The sequence below is a fragment of the Synechococcus sp. MIT2312 genome (assembly GCF_059772315.1).
Window position 1 is genome coordinate 376,300 of record NZ_CM186281.1, and the last position, 15,087, is coordinate 391,386.

General features: G+C 59.2%; 22 protein-coding genes. 12 read left to right on the forward strand and 10 right to left on the reverse strand.

The window, feature by feature from the left end:
• Positions 1-12 precede the first annotated feature (12 nt).
• Entirely contained in the window at positions 13-459 is a 447-nt protein-coding gene (locus tag AC6EI9_RS02470) for a hypothetical protein (RefSeq protein ID WP_498468906.1), read from the reverse strand.
• A complete protein-coding gene (locus AC6EI9_RS02475) occupies positions 456-935 on the reverse strand; it encodes a pentapeptide repeat-containing protein (protein WP_498470136.1) in 480 nt (159 codons plus the stop codon). The genes AC6EI9_RS02470 and AC6EI9_RS02475 overlap by 4 nt, the downstream gene beginning before the upstream one ends.
• Before the next feature lie 85 nt (positions 936-1,020).
• On the opposite strand from AC6EI9_RS02475, the gene AC6EI9_RS02480 reads away from it, so the two are divergent.
• Positions 1,021-1,413, forward strand: a complete 393-nt coding sequence (locus AC6EI9_RS02480) for a YraN family protein (protein ID WP_498468908.1) — start codon at positions 1,021-1,023, stop codon at positions 1,411-1,413.
• On the opposite strand, the gene AC6EI9_RS02485 is transcribed toward AC6EI9_RS02480, so the two are convergent.
• A complete protein-coding gene (locus AC6EI9_RS02485; protein ID WP_498468909.1) occupies positions 1,385-2,008 on the reverse strand; it encodes a uridine kinase family protein in 624 nt (207 codons plus the stop codon). The genes AC6EI9_RS02480 and AC6EI9_RS02485 overlap by 29 nt on opposite strands.
• Before the next feature lie 83 nt (positions 2,009-2,091).
• Between AC6EI9_RS02485 and rsmA the strand changes: the two genes are divergently transcribed.
• The 7 genes from rsmA to AC6EI9_RS02520 all read left to right on the forward strand — a co-directional run bounded on the left by rsmA (position 2,092) and on the right by AC6EI9_RS02520 (position 8,195).
• Positions 2,092-2,925, forward strand: coding sequence for a 16S rRNA (adenine(1518)-N(6)/adenine(1519)-N(6))-dimethyltransferase RsmA (rsmA, locus tag AC6EI9_RS02490; RefSeq protein ID WP_498468910.1), 834 nt, complete (start codon positions 2,092-2,094; stop codon positions 2,923-2,925).
• Positions 2,926-3,075: 150 nt separating this feature from the next.
• On the forward strand, positions 3,076-4,008 hold the full coding sequence (ispE, locus tag AC6EI9_RS02495) for a 4-(cytidine 5'-diphospho)-2-C-methyl-D-erythritol kinase (RefSeq protein WP_498468911.1): 933 nt from the start codon (positions 3,076-3,078) through the stop codon (positions 4,006-4,008).
• A complete protein-coding gene (locus AC6EI9_RS02500; protein ID WP_413402384.1) occupies positions 4,005-4,310 on the forward strand; it encodes a DUF3082 domain-containing protein in 306 nt (101 codons plus the stop codon). Before ispE ends, AC6EI9_RS02500 begins: the two co-directional genes overlap by 4 nt.
• A 182-nt stretch (positions 4,311-4,492) precedes the next feature.
• Positions 4,493-5,476, forward strand: a complete 984-nt coding sequence (locus AC6EI9_RS02505; protein WP_067097485.1) for an alpha-ketoacid dehydrogenase subunit beta — start codon at positions 4,493-4,495, stop codon at positions 5,474-5,476.
• A 3-nt stretch (positions 5,477-5,479) separates the two neighbouring features.
• Positions 5,480-6,952 (forward strand): protein translocase subunit SecD, encoded by a 1,473-nt coding sequence (gene secD / locus AC6EI9_RS02510; RefSeq protein ID WP_498468912.1) that lies wholly within the window; start codon positions 5,480-5,482, stop codon positions 6,950-6,952.
• Between the two features lie 3 nt (positions 6,953-6,955).
• Positions 6,956-7,951 (forward strand): protein translocase subunit SecF, encoded by a 996-nt coding sequence (gene secF, locus AC6EI9_RS02515; RefSeq protein ID WP_498468913.1) that lies wholly within the window; start codon positions 6,956-6,958, stop codon positions 7,949-7,951.
• Positions 7,932-8,195: a hypothetical protein gene (locus AC6EI9_RS02520; RefSeq protein ID WP_498468914.1), complete on the forward strand. Its 264-nt coding sequence runs from the start codon at positions 7,932-7,934 to the stop codon at positions 8,193-8,195. The genes secF and AC6EI9_RS02520 overlap by 20 nt, the downstream gene beginning before the upstream one ends.
• On the opposite strand, the gene AC6EI9_RS02525 is transcribed toward AC6EI9_RS02520, so the two are convergent.
• Positions 8,167-8,748, reverse strand: a complete 582-nt coding sequence (locus AC6EI9_RS02525; RefSeq protein WP_498468916.1) for a hypothetical protein — start codon at positions 8,746-8,748, stop codon at positions 8,167-8,169. The genes AC6EI9_RS02520 and AC6EI9_RS02525 overlap by 29 nt on opposite strands.
• 151 nt (positions 8,749-8,899) lie before the next feature.
• Between AC6EI9_RS02525 and AC6EI9_RS02530 the strand changes: the two genes are divergently transcribed.
• Positions 8,900-9,382: a flavin reductase family protein gene (locus tag AC6EI9_RS02530; protein ID WP_498468917.1), complete on the forward strand. Its 483-nt coding sequence runs from the start codon at positions 8,900-8,902 to the stop codon at positions 9,380-9,382.
• 9 nt (positions 9,383-9,391) lie between these two features.
• On the opposite strand, the gene AC6EI9_RS02535 is transcribed toward AC6EI9_RS02530, so the two are convergent.
• From AC6EI9_RS02535 to mnmH, 4 genes are read right to left on the reverse strand one after another with little or no spacing between them, the layout of a single operon-like run.
• Entirely contained in the window at positions 9,392-10,393 is a 1,002-nt protein-coding gene (locus AC6EI9_RS02535) for an AI-2E family transporter (protein WP_498468919.1), read from the reverse strand.
• The gene (locus AC6EI9_RS02540) at positions 10,390-11,469 is read right to left on the reverse strand and encodes an AI-2E family transporter (RefSeq protein WP_498468920.1); all 1,080 of its coding nucleotides are present in this window, start codon (positions 11,467-11,469) and stop codon (positions 10,390-10,392) included. The genes AC6EI9_RS02535 and AC6EI9_RS02540 overlap by 4 nt, the downstream gene beginning before the upstream one ends.
• The gene (gene psb28, locus AC6EI9_RS02545) at positions 11,466-11,855 is read right to left on the reverse strand and encodes a photosystem II reaction center protein Psb28 (RefSeq protein WP_498468921.1); all 390 of its coding nucleotides are present in this window, start codon (positions 11,853-11,855) and stop codon (positions 11,466-11,468) included. Before psb28 ends, AC6EI9_RS02540 begins: the two co-directional genes overlap by 4 nt.
• Before the next feature lie 26 nt (positions 11,856-11,881).
• Complete coding sequence (gene mnmH / locus AC6EI9_RS02550; protein WP_498470137.1) at positions 11,882-12,937, reverse strand: tRNA 2-selenouridine(34) synthase MnmH; 1,056 nt, start codon at positions 12,935-12,937, stop codon at positions 11,882-11,884.
• A 40-nt stretch (positions 12,938-12,977) separates the two neighbouring features.
• Here mnmH and AC6EI9_RS02555 point away from each other — a divergent pair, with 40 nt between their 5' ends.
• Both AC6EI9_RS02555 and AC6EI9_RS02560 read left to right on the forward strand, forming a co-directional pair.
• Complete coding sequence (locus AC6EI9_RS02555; protein ID WP_498468922.1) at positions 12,978-13,691, forward strand: GUN4 domain-containing protein; 714 nt, start codon at positions 12,978-12,980, stop codon at positions 13,689-13,691.
• A gap of 65 nt (positions 13,692-13,756) precedes the next feature.
• Positions 13,757-14,221 (forward strand): ATP-binding protein, encoded by a 465-nt coding sequence (locus tag AC6EI9_RS02560; protein WP_498468923.1) that lies wholly within the window; start codon positions 13,757-13,759, stop codon positions 14,219-14,221.
• Here the strand turns inward: AC6EI9_RS02560 and AC6EI9_RS02565 are convergent.
• Positions 14,181-14,429 carry a DUF6439 family protein gene (locus tag AC6EI9_RS02565; protein ID WP_498468925.1) on the reverse strand — a complete coding sequence of 83 codons (249 nt, stop codon included), beginning with the start codon at positions 14,427-14,429 and terminating at the stop codon, positions 14,181-14,183. The genes AC6EI9_RS02560 and AC6EI9_RS02565 overlap by 41 nt on opposite strands.
• Before the next feature lie 56 nt (positions 14,430-14,485).
• Between AC6EI9_RS02565 and AC6EI9_RS02570 the strand changes: the two genes are divergently transcribed.
• On the forward strand, positions 14,486-14,740 hold the full coding sequence (locus tag AC6EI9_RS02570) for a hypothetical protein (RefSeq protein ID WP_498468927.1): 255 nt from the start codon (positions 14,486-14,488) through the stop codon (positions 14,738-14,740).
• Positions 14,741-14,743: 3 nt separating this feature from the next.
• On the opposite strand, the gene AC6EI9_RS02575 is transcribed toward AC6EI9_RS02570, so the two are convergent.
• Positions 14,744-15,058 carry a copper-binding protein gene (locus AC6EI9_RS02575; RefSeq protein ID WP_498468928.1) on the reverse strand — a complete coding sequence of 105 codons (315 nt, stop codon included), beginning with the start codon at positions 15,056-15,058 and terminating at the stop codon, positions 14,744-14,746.
• Positions 15,059-15,087: the final 29 nt, after the last annotated feature.

A 15,087-nucleotide genomic window follows, 5' to 3' on the forward strand; every position in this document is an offset into this window, starting at 1 on the left:
GGCACAGCGGCGTCACTCCGTCTCGTCGTCCTGTTCCTCGAGAAACATCTGCCCGAAAGCCACATAAAGGCTGTCCTCTTCGCTGCCGGGAACCACATCACGTCGTTGAGGGCGGGTGTTCTTGCCCTTGCCGGTCGAACGGGTTGGGACCGCCGTTTGGGATGCCAGTGAATCCTGCGTCAGGGGGGATGGCGCATTCAGCTTCCGGCGTCGCTCACTGTCGACCCGCTCTTCCGCATCACGCAATCTCGCCATCAGATGCTCAGGAACGGTGCCGTCCTGGCTCACCTGCATCAGTTCATGAAACAGCGCTTTGGGGTCCTGCTCGGTTTCGACCCTGTGGCGCGGTCGGCTGGTTTTGGCAGAGCGTTCAGTTTCGGCTTCAGGTGCGGGGATGGGTTCAGGAAGCTGGCGTCCCAGTTGCCTGAGTCGCTCAAGACTGCGGGGATCGAAGCTCATGAGCAGCCGAGGGTGTCGCGGGTTTCGCGGCCGGTCACAGGATTGGTGCCATCAGCAGCTGCGCAGAGGGTTTTGAGTGCATCACCGCGGAATGGCACGTTGGTGAAGTCGGCACCGGTGATGGTCACATTGATGAATCGGGTGTTGAAGGCAAAAGCATCCTCCAGAACGGCATCGGTGAGGTTGGTGCCATCAAGGACTGCTGAATCCAACGTGGCATCACGCAGATTGGTTCCTGTGAGGTTGGCGTCCTGAAGCTTCGCTCCGTACAGGCTGGCGCCCTGCAGATCGCTGCCAGACAGATCAGCTTCGCGCAGGTTGGTGAGGTTGAAAGTCACCCCCTGCATCTCCCGGTTGGAGAAATCAGCACCGATCAACACCTGTTTGGCGTAGTCCATCGCGGCCTGCGCCGGCTGCAGAGGCAGACCAAGCATCAGGACCAGGGCAAGCAGGGAAGCCAGCAGATGTCGTTGCATCAGCGGATCAAAAGCGTGATCCAAGCCTAGGGGGCCTGATTCCTGGCTTAAGGGGGAAGACTCCGAGCATCCGGGGATCCGACTCTTGTGCGCTGTTGATGCGAAGAGCGATCCCGGTCGCTGGGCTGAGCAGCGTGCTCTGAATCTGTTGAAACGTCGTGGCTGGCGTTGCCTGGCTGAGCGCTGGAGCTGTCGTTACGGGGAACTGGATCTGATCATGATCAAATCGGGTCGCTCAGGACTGCGACTTCTGTTGGTGGAGGTCAAAGCCAGGCAGCGATGTGGTCTTGATGGCTGCGGATTGAGAGCTTTTGCCACGGCCAAGCGCCGACGACTGGCCCGAACGCTTGCCTGCTGGCAGTCATGTCACCCCTGGTGTGAACAGGGGCATCTCGAGGTGGTGCTTGCGCTGGTGCCGCTGCCACCCAGCTCCAGGCCTGTGCGCTGGATCAGGGTGCCGGAGCTTCGGATGTCTTGATCAAACCTTCAATCCGTTTCACAGACAGCGGAAGACCGGTGGAAAGATCGCGGATGACCAGATCAGCCGAACGTCTCAGCGGATGAATGAACCGCCGCTCTCCCGGCAGCATCTGCGTCAGTGACTGACGCAAGACCGACAGGGGGGTCCGCTGGCGTTCGCGCACGTCACGGCGCAGTCGGCGCATCACCCTGATCGGCAGGGATGCGCGCAGATAGATCAGAAGATCAGGATTGAGCTGATCCACCAGCAGTTGGGGACCGAACGCCCCCTCCAGGAGCACAACATCACAGATCTCGTTGAAAGACTCCCAGCTGACGTCCCTGGTGCTCATGTCGTAACGGCGTCGCTGCTGCAGACGGCGTTCGAGCAGAGCATTAACGTCTTCGACCAGCGCATCTCCGTCGATGGCATCGACTGTGTCGAATCCATAGATCGAATCCGGTGTCCAGTGCTCGCGGTAGTAATCATCGGAGCCGATCACCACAGCAGCAATCCCTCTTTGCGCGAGCGACGTTTTCAGCACCTCACTGAAGTGTGTCTTGCCTGCTGCGGAGGGGCCGGAGATGCAGATCAGCAGGGCAGGTCTGTTCATCAACCGCGCCAGACCTGAGCACCATCATCTTCGCGTTCCGCGCCTTCTGCGCTGGTGCACAGTGAACCCATGGCCCGCATGACATGAGCTTCGCAGGACATCAGGCCCGCAAACGGTTTGGACAGCACTGGCTGAGGGATGAACGGGTTCTGGATCGGATTCTCGAGTCGGCAGCACTCGTGGAGGGGGACCGGGTTCTCGAGGTGGGACCAGGACGGGGTGCTCTGACCGAACGACTGCTCAGGAGCCCTGCCGCGTTGGTGCATGCAATCGAGCTGGACCGGGATCTGGTGTCAGGTCTGACCGAGCGGTACGGAGCTCAATCACGCTTTTCCCTCTGTGAGGGCGATGTTCTCAGCGTTCCTCTGACACTTCCCGACGGTTCTCCGGCCTCCAAGGTGGTGGCGAACATTCCGTACAACATCACGGGCCCCTTGCTCGATCGGCTGATTGGTCGTCTGGATCGTCCCGTTGATCCGCCCTATGAAAGGCTCATCCTGCTCGTGCAGAAAGAGGTGGCAGAGCGCATTCGAGCCCGTGCCGGACACAGCAGTTTCAGTGCTTTGAGTGTGCGCTTGCAGCTTCTGGCCCGCTGTCAAACCGTTTGCCCTGTGCCTCCGCGTTGCTTTCAGCCTCCTCCAAAGGTGCAGTCCGAGGTGATCAGGCTTGACCCCCTGCCAGCGGATCAGCGCCCAGATCCAGAGCTCTGCCGTGGGGTGGAACGGTTGCTCAAGCAGGCGTTTCTGGCCCGACGCAAGATGCTGCGCAACACCCTTGCCGGTGTCAAACCGCCGGATCAGCTCCAGGAGCTGGCACAGCAGGCCGGTATTGATCTGCAGCAAAGGCCTCAGGACGTGGCGCCGGAAAACTGGGTTGCTCTAGCCAGGGGGTTAAGCGCAGCGGAAACATCCGCGTGAACTGCTGAGGCCGGGTCGGTGTCTGTGCCTGCCGTGGATGACCAATCAGCAAGACATCCTGGCTTCGATCCCTTGCCAAAACTGGGTTGTGGCCGTGGTTTAGCCTCCAAATCCCGGTCGGAGTCCGGCCGACTGCGCTAGGTCCTGTTCATGACGGCTCCGGTCTGCGTCAGAGCTCCGGCCAAGATCAATCTGCATCTCGAGGTGCTGGGCCTGCGGGCAGACGGGTTTCACGAACTCGCCATGGTGATGCAGAGCATTGATCTCGCCGATGAGTTCGAGTGCGAGAACACTGCCGACGGAACGCTTTCCCTCAGCTGTGATCAACCAGGACTCAGTTGCGCAGACGACAACCTGATCATGCGGGCGGCCAGGCTGCTGCGTGAGCGATCAGGATTCGGGGAGTTGGGCGCACGGATGCATCTGTGCAAGCGCATTCCCATTGGCGCCGGTCTTGCAGGAGGCTCCAGTGATGGGGCAGCAGCACTGGTTGGCCTGAACACGCTCTGGGGCCTCGGCCTCAGTGCCTCTCAGCTCGAGACGCTGGCTGCTGATCTCGGATCCGACATGCCGTTCTGCATTGCCGGTGGCACCCAGCTCTGTTTCGGACGCGGAGAACGGCTTGAGGTACTGCCTGAAGTGTCTGCGCCGCTGGGCGTTCTGCTGCTGAAGGATCCATCCGTCAGCGTGTCGACGCCGTGGGCGTATGGCGAATGCAAGCGAGAGCGTTTCCATCGCTACCTCGTTGGAGAGTCAGCCTTTGAGCAACGTCGTGAGGCGCTTCGCAGCTCTGCATGGCTGCGCCCCCTACGCAGCGATGTGCCTCCGCCCTTGCGCAACGACCTTCAGGCCGTGGTGGCTTCGCAGACGCCCTCGGTACGCACTGCGCTGGAAATCCTGGATGTATTGCCAGGGCGGTTGCGAGTGGCCATGAGTGGTTCCGGCCCGAGCTGCTTTGCTCTGTTTCCAGACTTCAGCGCTGCTGAACAAGCCCGTCAGCATTCTGCTGCGCAGTTTGAAGCGCAGGGCCTGCAATCCTGGAGTTGTTCCCTGCTCCCACACGGCGTCAAGCTGGCGGCATGAGTGACAGCAACGCAGCCACAGCCAAACCCCGCAAAGGACCCCTCAGTTTCCTTTCCGGATCCATCACCAGTCTGGTTCTGGCCTGGTTGAGTTTCGGCTTGAGCAAAAAAGTCGTGATCTATCTCTCGACGCACTCTTCAAATTTCAGCAGCACAACAGCTCAGAACATCGCATCTGCCATGAAAACGCTGTTCATCGGCATGTGTTTTCTGGCCACATTCAGCTTTGCCTTCATCGGGATTGGCCTGTTCCTGGTGTTTCTTCGCAGTCTTTTCATGAAAGACAAGCTGGACGCTGCCTAGCCTCAGCTGAGAGCTTCTGGCTAAATGACCCTCCACGATCTCGGTCAGCTGGTGCTGCTGCTGTCTCCCGGGCTGCTTCTTTCGGTTCTGCTGCTGGCAACCTTCGCTGCCGGGGGCTGAACACACCTGGACTGAGATAGCTTGGCCGCTGACGCCGGCATTGCCGGGATTGCAGCAACGCCGTGGCAGGGACGCTTCTCTTCAACGCACTTCGCGAGGCCATCGATGAGGAAATGGCCCGTGATCCCCATGTCTGTGTGATGGGAGAGGACGTTGGTCATTACGGCGGCTCCTACAAAGTCACCAAGGATCTCTACGAGAAATACGGCGAACTGCGGGTCCTCGACACTCCGATTGCCGAGAACAGTTTCACCGGCATGGCTGTGGGTGCAGCCATGACAGGCCTGAGGCCGATCGTGGAGGGCATGAACATGGGATTCCTTCTGCTGGCCTTCAATCAGATCTCCAACAACATGGGGATGCTGCGCTACACAAGCGGCGGCAATTTCACCATCCCGACAGTTGTGCGGGGCCCTGGCGGTGTCGGTCGACAACTGGGAGCCGAGCACAGTCAGCGTCTCGAGGCTTATTTCCATGCCGTCCCCGGCATCAAGATCGTGGCCTGCAGCACGCCGACCAACGCAAAGGGCCTGATGAAGGCCGCCATCCGCGACAACAATCCGGTTCTGTTCTTTGAGCACGTGTTGCTCTACAACCTCACGGAAGAACTGCCAGACGGCGACTACACCTGTGCCCTCGATCAGGCGGATCTTGTCAAGGAGGGCAGTGACATCACGATCCTGACCTACTCACGCATGCGTCATCACTGCCTCAAGGCTGTGGAGCAGCTCGAGGCGGACGGGATCAATGCTGAACTGATCGATCTGATCAGCCTCAAGCCCTTTGACATGGAGACGATTGCCCGCTCGATCCGCAAGACCCACAAGGTGATCGTGGTTGAGGAGTGCATGAAGACCGGTGGCATCGGTGCCGAGTTAATCGCTCTGATCACTGAGCACTGTTTCGATGAGCTCGATGCCCGGCCGATCCGGCTGTCCAGCCAGGACATCCCCACCCCCTACAACGGCAATCTCGAGAATCTGACCATCATTCAGCCGCATCAGATTGTCGAAGCGGCTCAGACCATTGTTCGTCAGGGGCTCTGATTGATGGCCCGTCAACAGGGCTGGTTCGCCCTCATCCTTGCGCTTGCCATCGCGGCAGCTGCAGTTCTGTCCAGCTTCCCGCTGCAGCTCGGACTTGATTTGCGTGGGGGCAGTCAGCTCACACTGGAGGTTCAGCCGGCCGGAGAGATCACCACCATCGGCGCCGAGCAGATGGAGGCGGTGAAGGCGGTGCTCGATCGCCGCGTCAATGGTCTCGGTGTGGCTGAATCCACGCTGCAGACCGTCGGTGATGATCAGCTCGTGCTGCAGCTGCCGGGTGTCACCGATCCGACCCGCGCCGCAGACGTGCTCGGAAGCACGGCCTTGCTCGAGTTCAGAGCTCAGCAGGAAGGCACGCAGGAGGAAGTGCAAAGCCTTCGACAGCTGAGAGGCCAGCTGCAGAGCGTACTGGCCACGCGTAATGAAGATGACGCATCCGAGCTTGACCCCGTTGAGCAGGACGAGCTCGCGAGACGCCAGAAAGAACTCGGTCTTGATGGAACGGCCAAGACGGAGACGGAGCAACTGGAGCAGCTGCTCGCGCGCACCAATCAGGAAATTCTTGATCGGTTCGAGTCCACGGCCTTCACCGGTAAGCAACTGGTCAGTGCAGGTCGTCAGCAACAGCAAAACGGCTCTGGCTGGGAGGTGACTCTGAATTTCAACGCTGAGGGTGGCGAGAAATTCGCCGAACTCACCCAGTCGATCGCCGGCACGGGGCGCCTGCTGGGCATCGTTCTTGATGGTGAACTCATCAGTGAAGCCAGCGTCGGTCCCCAGTACAAAGCCGCCGGAATTTCAGGAGGCACGGCGTCAATCTCCGGCAATTTCACGGCTGAGGACGCCCGTGACCTCGAGGTTCAACTGCGGGGTGGTTCGTTGCCCTTGCCGGTGGAAATCCTTGAGGTGCGCACCATCGGACCATCTCTTGGTGCGGAAAACGTCCGTCGCAGCCTGATCGCCGCCCTTTCAGGTCTTGTGCTGGTGGGCATTTTCATGCTGCTGATTTACCGGCTTGCAGGTGCTGTGGCGGTGATGGCACTCAGCCTCTATGCCTTGTTCAACCTCGCGGTCTATGCCCTGATCCCTGTCACGTTGACGCTGCCAGGGATCGCTGGGTTCATCTTGAGCATCGGCATGGCGGTGGATGCCAACGTGCTGATCTTCGAGCGCATCAAGGATGAACTGCGGCGAGGCAACACCCTGATCCGATCGATTGAAACGGGATTTTCCGAGGCGTTTTCATCAATTGTTGACGGCCACCTGACCACCTTGATCAGTTGTGCCGCTCTCTTCTTCCTCGGCACAGGTCTGGTGAAGGGCTTTGCGGCGACTCTCGGCATTGGTGTTCTGCTGAGTCTGTTCACGGCTCTGACCTGTACTCGCACGCTGCTGCGCTTCCTGATGAGCTATCAGGGCTTGCGGCGTCCGACGAACTTCCTGCCGGCAAGGCAACTTCCCACGACAGCGTCCTGAGCCATGGCTTTCACATCATCCGCAACTGATCAGCGACCTCTGCGCTTCCCTCTGACCAGTCGTCGTCGGCAGGTCTGGTTGGTGTCTGCTGTCTGCCTGCTGCTGAGCCTGATCGGGATTGTGCGCAGCTGGACTGACCCTCAGATCGGATCGCCTTTGAGACCAGGTCTCGACTTCACCGGTGGAACTCAGATCCAGCTGGAGCGCAGCTGCGCTGACAGCTGCGCTCAGCTCAGCACCATCGCCGTCGAATCTGAGCTTCAGCAGATCAAGCTTCCGGTTCAGGGCGGAAAAGCACTCCCCAAGTTGGAGAACGCCCGCGTTCAGCTCCTTGATGGAGGCCAGTCGGTTGTTCTGCGCATGCCGGCCCTCTCCGCAGGCCAGGGGCAGGCTGTGATCGAAGCACTTGAACCGGTTGCTGGACCCTTTGAGCCTGGAGGTCAGTCCGTTGACACCATCGGTCCCAGCCTTGGTGGACAGCTGCTGCGCAGCAGTCTGATTTCCCTGCTGGTCGCTTTCACGGGAATTGCTCTGTACATCACCGTTCGCTACGACCCTCGCTACGCCTTTCTGGCTCTGGTGGCCCTGGCTCACGACATCGTGATCGTGTGCGGCGTCTTTGCCTGGCTTGGACTCGCAACGGGTCTGGAGGTTGACAGCTTGTTTGCCGTTGCTCTGCTGACCATCGCTGGATATTCCGTGAATGACACCGTTGTTGTTTTCGACAGAATTCGCGAGCGCCAGCGCATGGATGGTGATCTTCCTCTCTCCGTGCAGGTTGACCGCGCTGTGTCAGCCACACTGACCAGAACCATCTACACCAGCGGAACCACACTTCTGCCCCTGGTTGCCCTCATCCTGTTCGGTGGTTCAACGCTTTACTGGTTCGCCATTGCTCTGGCACTGGGTGTGATCGTTGGCAGCTGGTCCAGCATTGCCCTGGCGCCTTCCCTGTTGAGCATCTGGCCATCCCGATCTGGTGCAGCTGCCGGTGCCTGATCGCGCAGCGACAGCCTCAGTTCGCTCCCAGCGCTGGATCCCGCTGCTGTTGCTTGTTCTGGCTCTGAGTGATCTCAGAACGGAACTGCGACTGTTAGCGGATCAGGTGACCCTGACGGCTTTGATTTTTGCTGTACGTCATCACCTGCTCGCCGTGGTGGTGCTGTCCTTGCAACCTTCACTCTGGAGGCGCTATGGCCCGCTCCGTCGGCGCGTCAGTAACGAAACTGGCGATACCCCTTGATCTCCAGAGAGTTCTGCTGTTCAGCGTTCAATCGTCCATCTCTGGCAACGTCGAATTCAATGCAGTTGAAGCGTCGATAAGCGCTCACTGGGGTGCATGTTCGGCGCGGGCGTTGACTGGTCTGAACACGAACGTCCTCGATCACTTTGGTGGTTGGAAGATCGCTGGCTTCTCCAGCCCCCGTTGCCGTTGAAGTCGCGTTGGGCGGTGATTGCTGAAAGGAACAGAGCTCCTTCGCGAGGTCTGTTGCCGCTTGATCAAGACAGGCTTCGTAATCCGCCTCAATCTTGGCTCTGCGCTTTTCATCCGCCAAAAGCTCGAGTTTGCGTCGTTCCTGGCGGGTGAGAGGAATGGTCTTGCGAACGCGTTGTGTGGTCGTGACGGTGAAAGTTCCCCCCTCCTTGATCCAGCGTTCGGCTTCCTGCTCGGCCTGCGCTTGCGATGGATAGGCGGGGCGAAGCTCCTGAGGCTCCTCCATGGTGCTGGTTTGACGCAGATTGGCGTAAAAAAAACCGGCGTAGATCAGCAGGCCCAGTACTCCGCTTCCGGCCACCGTTGCGAACACACTCAGGGAGGAGGGCCGATCCAGGGATCCAGCTCAGAAGCCGTCGAAAACTAGCAGTCTCTTTCTGGTGTCTGCAGCGCTGTCGCGTTGTGCTGTCATGGTTTTGCCTAGTCTGCTCGCATCGTGAGCACCAACCGCCATGTCGCTTGATCTGGACGCCAAGAAGACACTGTTGCGGAAAATTCCCCATGGCCTGTTCATCTGCGGCGTCGCCGAGGGTGATGAGGTGAACGGATTCACGGCCAGCTGGGTCACCCAGGGCTCGTTCGAGCCGCCTCTGGTGGTGATGGGTGTGCGTGCTGACAGCACCAGCAACGGCATGATCAAGCGCACACGTCGTTTCTCTCTCAACGTGCTGGCCGCCGACCAGAAGAATCTGGCTGCGACATTCTTCAAGCCCCAGTCGGCTGTGGGTGGCCGTTTTGAGGCTGCGCCCTTTGAGCTTGGCGCCCTCGGTCTGCCGATTCTGAAGGATGCCCTGGGCGGTGTTGAATGTGAACTTGTGGGTGAGCTTGCCCACGGTGATCACACCGTGTTCATCGGCGAGGTGAAATCAGCGGTGCTTCACAGAGATGGAGATGCCCTTGAACTGAGCACCACCGGTTGGCAGTACGGCGGTTAACAGGTCCTGTTAACTCCAGCGGTCCATGATCTGCTTGACCACGACCTGCTCCATCCCCACCTGAAGCACCACAACCAGTGGCAGCGCCAGCAACACCCCAGGAAGACCCAGCAGAGCACCCAGGCTCAGCTGGGAGGTCAGGGCCACAGTGGGAAGCAGATTCACGGTCCGCCGAAGCAACAGCGGCGTGAGCACGAAGGCTTCCAGGTTCTGCAGTGCCAGCCGCAGCACCAACACCTGAAGCATCGTTGCCGGTGAGATCATCAGCGCCAGGCTGAGAGGCAGAAGCGTTGCCGCTGTGGGCCCGATCGTTGGCACAAACGTGAGTAGACCACAGACCAGAGCGGAGAGCAGAGCCAGCGGAATGCGCAGAATTGCCAGACCTGCCCAGGTGCAAAGAAACATCGCCAGGGCGGAGAGAGTCATGCCAGCCAGCCAGCCACCAAGAGCAGTGCGGCACTGGTCCAGGAGGTCCTCCATCGATGCGCGTGCAGGACGCGGTGTCGCAGCAACCACCATGCGTCGGTGTGCAGAGGGGTCCAGGGCGAGCAGCACCGCCAGCAGGCTCATCAGCAGCACCTGAACCAGACCGTTGGCTGCTCCTCCGGCAACCCCGAGTAATTGAAATCCGAAGGGTTGGATGCGATCCCAGCTGAACTGGTCAGGCAGGCTGCGTGCCAGTTCTCCAAGCAGGGGTTGATTGGACAACAGCGCCTGGACCTGACCGAACAGTGCAGGCAACAGGGTTGTGAGCTCTTCGAACTGGTTGATCAGCTGAGGCAGCAGCAGCTGCATCACCAGCACTCCTCCCACGACTGCGATCATCAGCACTGCCAGCAGTGCAATCGGACGGGGGAGCCGGAAGCGATGGATCAAATGGTGAACAGGCACATCAAGCGCCACCGCCAGCACCACCGCGCCGAACAGCACCAGCAGCACCCAGCGCAGCTGCCAGGTCAGCAGAGCAAGCACCACAAGGGTGAGAGCTGCCAGCAGATTGCTTGGGTTCATGCGGCCGCGCGACGTTTCTTCCAGGGATCCAACAGGTCGTGGATCACGATTTCCCGGATCAGCACCTGGATCACCACCGCCAGAGGCAGGGCCATCAACAGACCCAGAGGTCCGAACAGAACCGTGAAAATGAACTGCGCCGTCAGTGTGAGTCCAGGCAGCAGGTTCACCTGCTGCTGCATCACTGAGGGAGTGATCACATAGCTTTCAACGTTCTGGATCACGACGTAAAGCCCCAGCACGGCAACGGCCTTCCAGGGATCGTCAAGCAGAGCCACCGCCATGGGGAACACGGTGCTGAGGGTGGGCCCCACATTGGGAATGACGTTGAGCAAGCCAGCCAGCAGGGCGTTGGCCATCACCAATTTCACCCCAAGCAGTGAGAGTCCGATTCCTGCCAGTAAGCCGACGCAAAGCGAACTGATCAGCACGCCGATCATCCAGCTGCTCAGCGCTTCTCCACACTGCAGAAGAATGGTTCTGGCGCGTCTCCGATAGAAGGAAGGCACCAACTGAATGGCCACGTTGCGATAGGACTCCGGCTGGATCGACACCATCAGCGCCACCGCAAACACAAACACCAGCTGAACCAGTCCGCTGCCGAGATTGCTGGCCAGACCCAGCAAACCCTTGATACCTCCACTCACTCCGGACGCCAGAGCCGTGCTGTTGGGGAGTGATGAAAGGTCACCCGGGACGAGCCGTGCTCCGACATCAGTTGCCTCGCCTGCGCCGTAAACAAGTGATGAGGCATGGTTGACCCAACCCATCACGATCTGTTGGAGCTCGCGGGCAGCAGCAGGAAGCTGTTGCAGCAGCTGTTGAAACTGACTGAAGAACGGTGGAATGATCACGGCCACTGCAAGGGCCACGATCAACAGCAGACCGAGCAGACAGATCACCAGGGCCAACGGCCTCTGAATCGTCCATCGCCGGCGCAGTGCACCCACCAGGGTGCAAATCGCCATGGCGAGAACCACAGCGGCGAACAGATGAATCAGGACTTCGCGGAGGCTCCAGAGCAACAGCCCGGACGTCAGCAACGCCGCCAGTCCGAGCCAGTGCTGAAATTTCACCCGTCTGTGCCTTCCTCGCTGGAGTCATTGTCGCCGGAGTTCTGCGAATAACCCATTCCGTTGGAATCCGCATAACGTTGCGCAAAGCGCATGAAGCGTTCGAAATCCGCCTCGCTTTTCCAGGTGTAGGTCGCTTCCAGGGCAAAAGGCTTGCCGTTCACGAAACGGCCATTCACTTCGCGGGTCACCATTTCACCTTCTTCATCCACCATCCACATGCCGGCGATGGCTTCCATCGTTTCCGGTGCCAGTGCCTTGGGTTCCTCGAAGACAAATTTGGCTTGCCCGGTGCGACCATCGCGGCTGCGCGTCATGCGGATATCGGGAACCACCGGCTCGTCTATGCCGCGGAAGAACTGAATCGCCGCCTTGTCGCCTTCAGCCATGGTTCATCTACTTGGAGGTGTGGATCTTAATTGGAGATCCCAGGGATGACGTGCCCTTGATCCAGAAGCAGTCTGGCTGCTTGCTCGCAGCTGAGTCCCTGGAGATTCACGGAGGATCTCGCAGGTGATCGCTCAAGCTCACGGTCATAACAGCTGTCGTAGTAATCGAGCATGGCTTCACAGGCCACATCCCAGTTCTGGGAATCGATCGCTTCGATCGCCTGTCGCGTGCGCTGAGGACCGAGCCGTTTCTGTATTCGTTCGGTGGCTTGCCGCAGTTCGGCCTGTTCATGACACGAGTAGACCTTCACAAGTCGCTCCACGCGTTCCTGATCACTGCGCTGGATCTCCAAGACCGGAGACGACTGCATCTGATCAAACAGCCCTTTTGGAATCCTGCAGCGGCCGACCTGGATGCTTTCAGCTTCTAGCCAGATCTCCTGCACTTCTTGATGGCGTAAAACCTCCAGGCATTCCGCCAGTTTGTTTTCGTAGTGCTCGCTGGTCGGTTGCGGCGGCAGCCCCAGGTTGCCGAAACTGCTGCCGCGGTGACTGGCGAGCCCCTCAAGATCGATCACACCAACACCCTGTTGGTTCAGTTCCAGCAACAGGTCCGTTTTGCCAGTGCCTGTTCTGCCACCGAGCACCCGCAAGGGCCAGGTCTGCTCGAAGCGATTCAGCACCCATCGGCGATAACTCTTGTACCCCCCTTCCAGCACCATCACGGGGTGATCGCTCAGGCCAGCCAGCCAAGCCATGCTGTTGGACCTCATTCCTCCACGCCAGCAGTAGATCCTCAGGGGATTTGCGGGTCCAGCGGCTGCCGTTGTGAGTGCACTCGATAATTCGGCCAGAGAGGGACCGCAGAGCTTCAAACCAAGTTGGATCGCTGCGAGTCGCCCCTCTTGCTTGTAGTTCAGGCCCACCAGGTGACGCTGCTCATCGGTGAACAGAGGGATGTTGACAGCGCCCGGCCAGTGGCCTTGAGCAAATTCCGAGGGTGTTCTCACATCCACGATGGTCCCCTGCGCCGTGCGGAAGCTGTTGAGACCGGTCACGATGCTGTTGCCCATGCCTGACATAGTGGGCCAATGCTGAGCCAGTCGGTGCCGGCACATCGCCATGCTTTCCGGACGACCTCCCTCCACACAACTCGGCATTGATCAGTTGCTGGAGCGACTGGTTTCTGGATCATCTCGACAGAAGCGTTCCACGGCTTCAGCGCTGGAAAAGATTTCAGAGCAGCTTTCAGGTCAAGCCGATGTTGCCCTGAAGGCTTACTCCCCAGAGGGGGATGACTGGGGAGCGGGCTGGATCTTGCAGATCCTTCAGCGTCACCACCCGGAGGCTTTGGACGCCATTGAAGGTGCCTCTGCCGGTTGGTTTCAGATGCCGTCGTCCTGCGGGATCGACTACTCGGATCTCCAACGTGCATTGCTCACAGAAGAGTTTGAGGAGGCTGATCGCCTCACCAGTTGCGCACTGCGCCAGCTGGCTGGTGATCAGGCTGTGGAACGCGGATACGTCTATTTCAGCGAGGTCCCTTCGATGACACCACTGGATCTCACCACCATCGACAGGCTCTGGATCGCCTATTCCCAGGGACGTTTCGGATTCACGGTCCAAGCTCGACTGCTTCGTGCACTCGGCGGTCGTTACGACAGGCTCTGGCCGAAGATCGGCTGGAAGAACGATGGTGTCTGGACCCGTTATCCCGGCAGTTTTCAGTGGTGCATGGATGCACCTGAGGGACACATGCCATTGGTGAACCAGCTCAGGGGAGTCCGTTTGATGGATGCGCTACTTCAGCATCCCGGTCTGGCGAGCAGAACCTGACACCTTGGATTGCTCTGGCAGAACGTCAGCGGGCCGGTAAGGTCGAAAAGGATGAAACAGTGCTGATGTTCAGCCGATTTCTACCTCAATTTCGGTGGGCTGATTTCATCCTTCCGTCAACTTTTCAGCTCAGTCCATTGATGGAGCTGTTGCTGGAGCCTGTTGACTGCAATGAGACCTCGTGTCGGTTGCAACTGGGTCTTCAGGAAGCCTTGGTCAACGCCGTGCGTCACGGCAATGCGGGAGACCCTCGCAAGTGCCTGCGCATCCGTCGGATTCTCACGCCGAATTGGTTGATCTGGCAGATCCAGGATGAAGGTGATGGTCTGTCGAGTGATGCCAGGCAAGGTTGTTTGCCGGAACAAGTCGATGCCAATCAAGGGCGTGGTCTGTTTCTGATGCATCAGTGTTTTGACGACATTCGCTGGAGTCGTCGAGGCAACAGGGTGCAGTTGGCCTGCCGCCGGCCTGGATCCAGCCAACGGGCCATTAGTGCCGAGGGCAGCCAGGGTCTTTCAGCTCTCCCCTGATCCAGCCCAGAGCCTGCTGAGTCAAAGCTTCGACGTCATGATTTCGTCCGTTTTGCAGCAGCTGCGCCAGTGCCGCGGCCAGCAATTCCGCTCCGCGTCGATCCGCGTCGGATTTGAGTTTGTGCCATTCACGATCACTGATACTGAGGCTCTGATGCAGAGACAGAGCCTGTTCAATCGACTGTTCAGGCCATTTTTTCGCGGACACGTTGGCGTTGGATCAGCGGGGTCTCTCTATCCTGACTGCTGTGGTTGCTGGTGGTGGTGAACAGACAGCTTCGCAGTCGGGGAGGTTTGCACGGACTGCGCTCTCTTCTCCGCTATCAGCCCAGATCTTGGGAGGCAAAGGATCGACGCTCGATCCGTCGAATTCAGCAGCGTCGACTGCTTCGTCAATTGGTGGAGGCTGACCCTGAAGCTTTCAACTGGCTGATCACACCAGAACGTGGTCAGCGTTTCTGGAGAGCTCTGCGCTGGGGTGGACCGGCTCTGGTGCTGGGGTGTTGGCTGACTCGCTGAAACTCAGGCAGCCACTGCTGGGCTATCGACCACAACCAGTGAATCCGGTGCTTCCTGAAGCCGCTGTTCGGGATGAATCTGGCCTTCATTCGGGGAGGGCAGAGCTTGGCCTTTGATCCAGGCCTGATAGAGGGCACGCCGACGTCGATCCTCCGCAAGCACTAGACGATCCGCAGCCGAAGTTGGGCTTTCACCTGGATTGAGAGCTGTTCGCAGACCAATACCAAAACCTTGCGCTTCAACCTGAACCTTTCCTTCCATGAAAACGATCTGAAAGGTCCATCCCCGCAACCAGCGGATCCGAAAAGGATTCGACATGGACGGAGTCCCTGAGTGATTGCACCATA

Bases quoted from the DNA above. Each gene is read 5' to 3' on its own strand.
- AC6EI9_RS02470 (WP_498468906.1), bottom strand. From the start codon at position 459: ATGAGCTTCGATCCCCGCAGTCTTGAGCGACTCAGGCAACTGGGACGC.
- AC6EI9_RS02475 (WP_498470136.1), bottom strand. From the start codon at position 935: ATGCAACGACATCTGCTGGCTTCCCTGCTTGCCCTGGTCCTGATGCTT.
- AC6EI9_RS02485 (WP_498468909.1), bottom strand. From the start codon at position 2,008: ATGAACAGACCTGCCCTGCTGATCTGCATCTCCGGCCCCTCCGCAGCA.
- rsmA (WP_498468910.1), top strand. From the start codon at position 2,092: ATGAGCTTCGCAGGACATCAGGCCCGCAAACGGTTTGGACAGCACTGG.
- ispE (WP_498468911.1), top strand. From the start codon at position 3,076: ATGACGGCTCCGGTCTGCGTCAGAGCTCCGGCCAAGATCAATCTGCAT.
- AC6EI9_RS02500 (WP_413402384.1), top strand. From the start codon at position 4,005: ATGAGTGACAGCAACGCAGCCACAGCCAAACCCCGCAAAGGACCCCTC.
- secD (WP_498468912.1), top strand. From the start codon at position 5,480: ATGGCCCGTCAACAGGGCTGGTTCGCCCTCATCCTTGCGCTTGCCATC.
- secF (WP_498468913.1), top strand. From the start codon at position 6,956: ATGGCTTTCACATCATCCGCAACTGATCAGCGACCTCTGCGCTTCCCT.
- AC6EI9_RS02530 (WP_498468917.1), top strand. From the start codon at position 8,900: ATGTCGCTTGATCTGGACGCCAAGAAGACACTGTTGCGGAAAATTCCC.
- AC6EI9_RS02535 (WP_498468919.1), bottom strand. From the start codon at position 10,393: ATGAACCCAAGCAATCTGCTGGCAGCTCTCACCCTTGTGGTGCTTGCT.
- psb28 (WP_498468921.1), bottom strand. From the start codon at position 11,855: ATGGCTGAAGGCGACAAGGCGGCGATTCAGTTCTTCCGCGGCATAGAC.
- mnmH (WP_498470137.1), bottom strand. From the start codon at position 12,937: ATGTCAGGCATGGGCAACAGCATCGTGACCGGTCTCAACAGCTTCCGC.
- AC6EI9_RS02555 (WP_498468922.1), top strand. From the start codon at position 12,978: ATGCTTTCCGGACGACCTCCCTCCACACAACTCGGCATTGATCAGTTG.
- AC6EI9_RS02560 (WP_498468923.1), top strand. From the start codon at position 13,757: ATGTTCAGCCGATTTCTACCTCAATTTCGGTGGGCTGATTTCATCCTT.
- AC6EI9_RS02575 (WP_498468928.1), bottom strand. From the start codon at position 15,058: ATGTCGAATCCTTTTCGGATCCGCTGGTTGCGGGGATGGACCTTTCAG.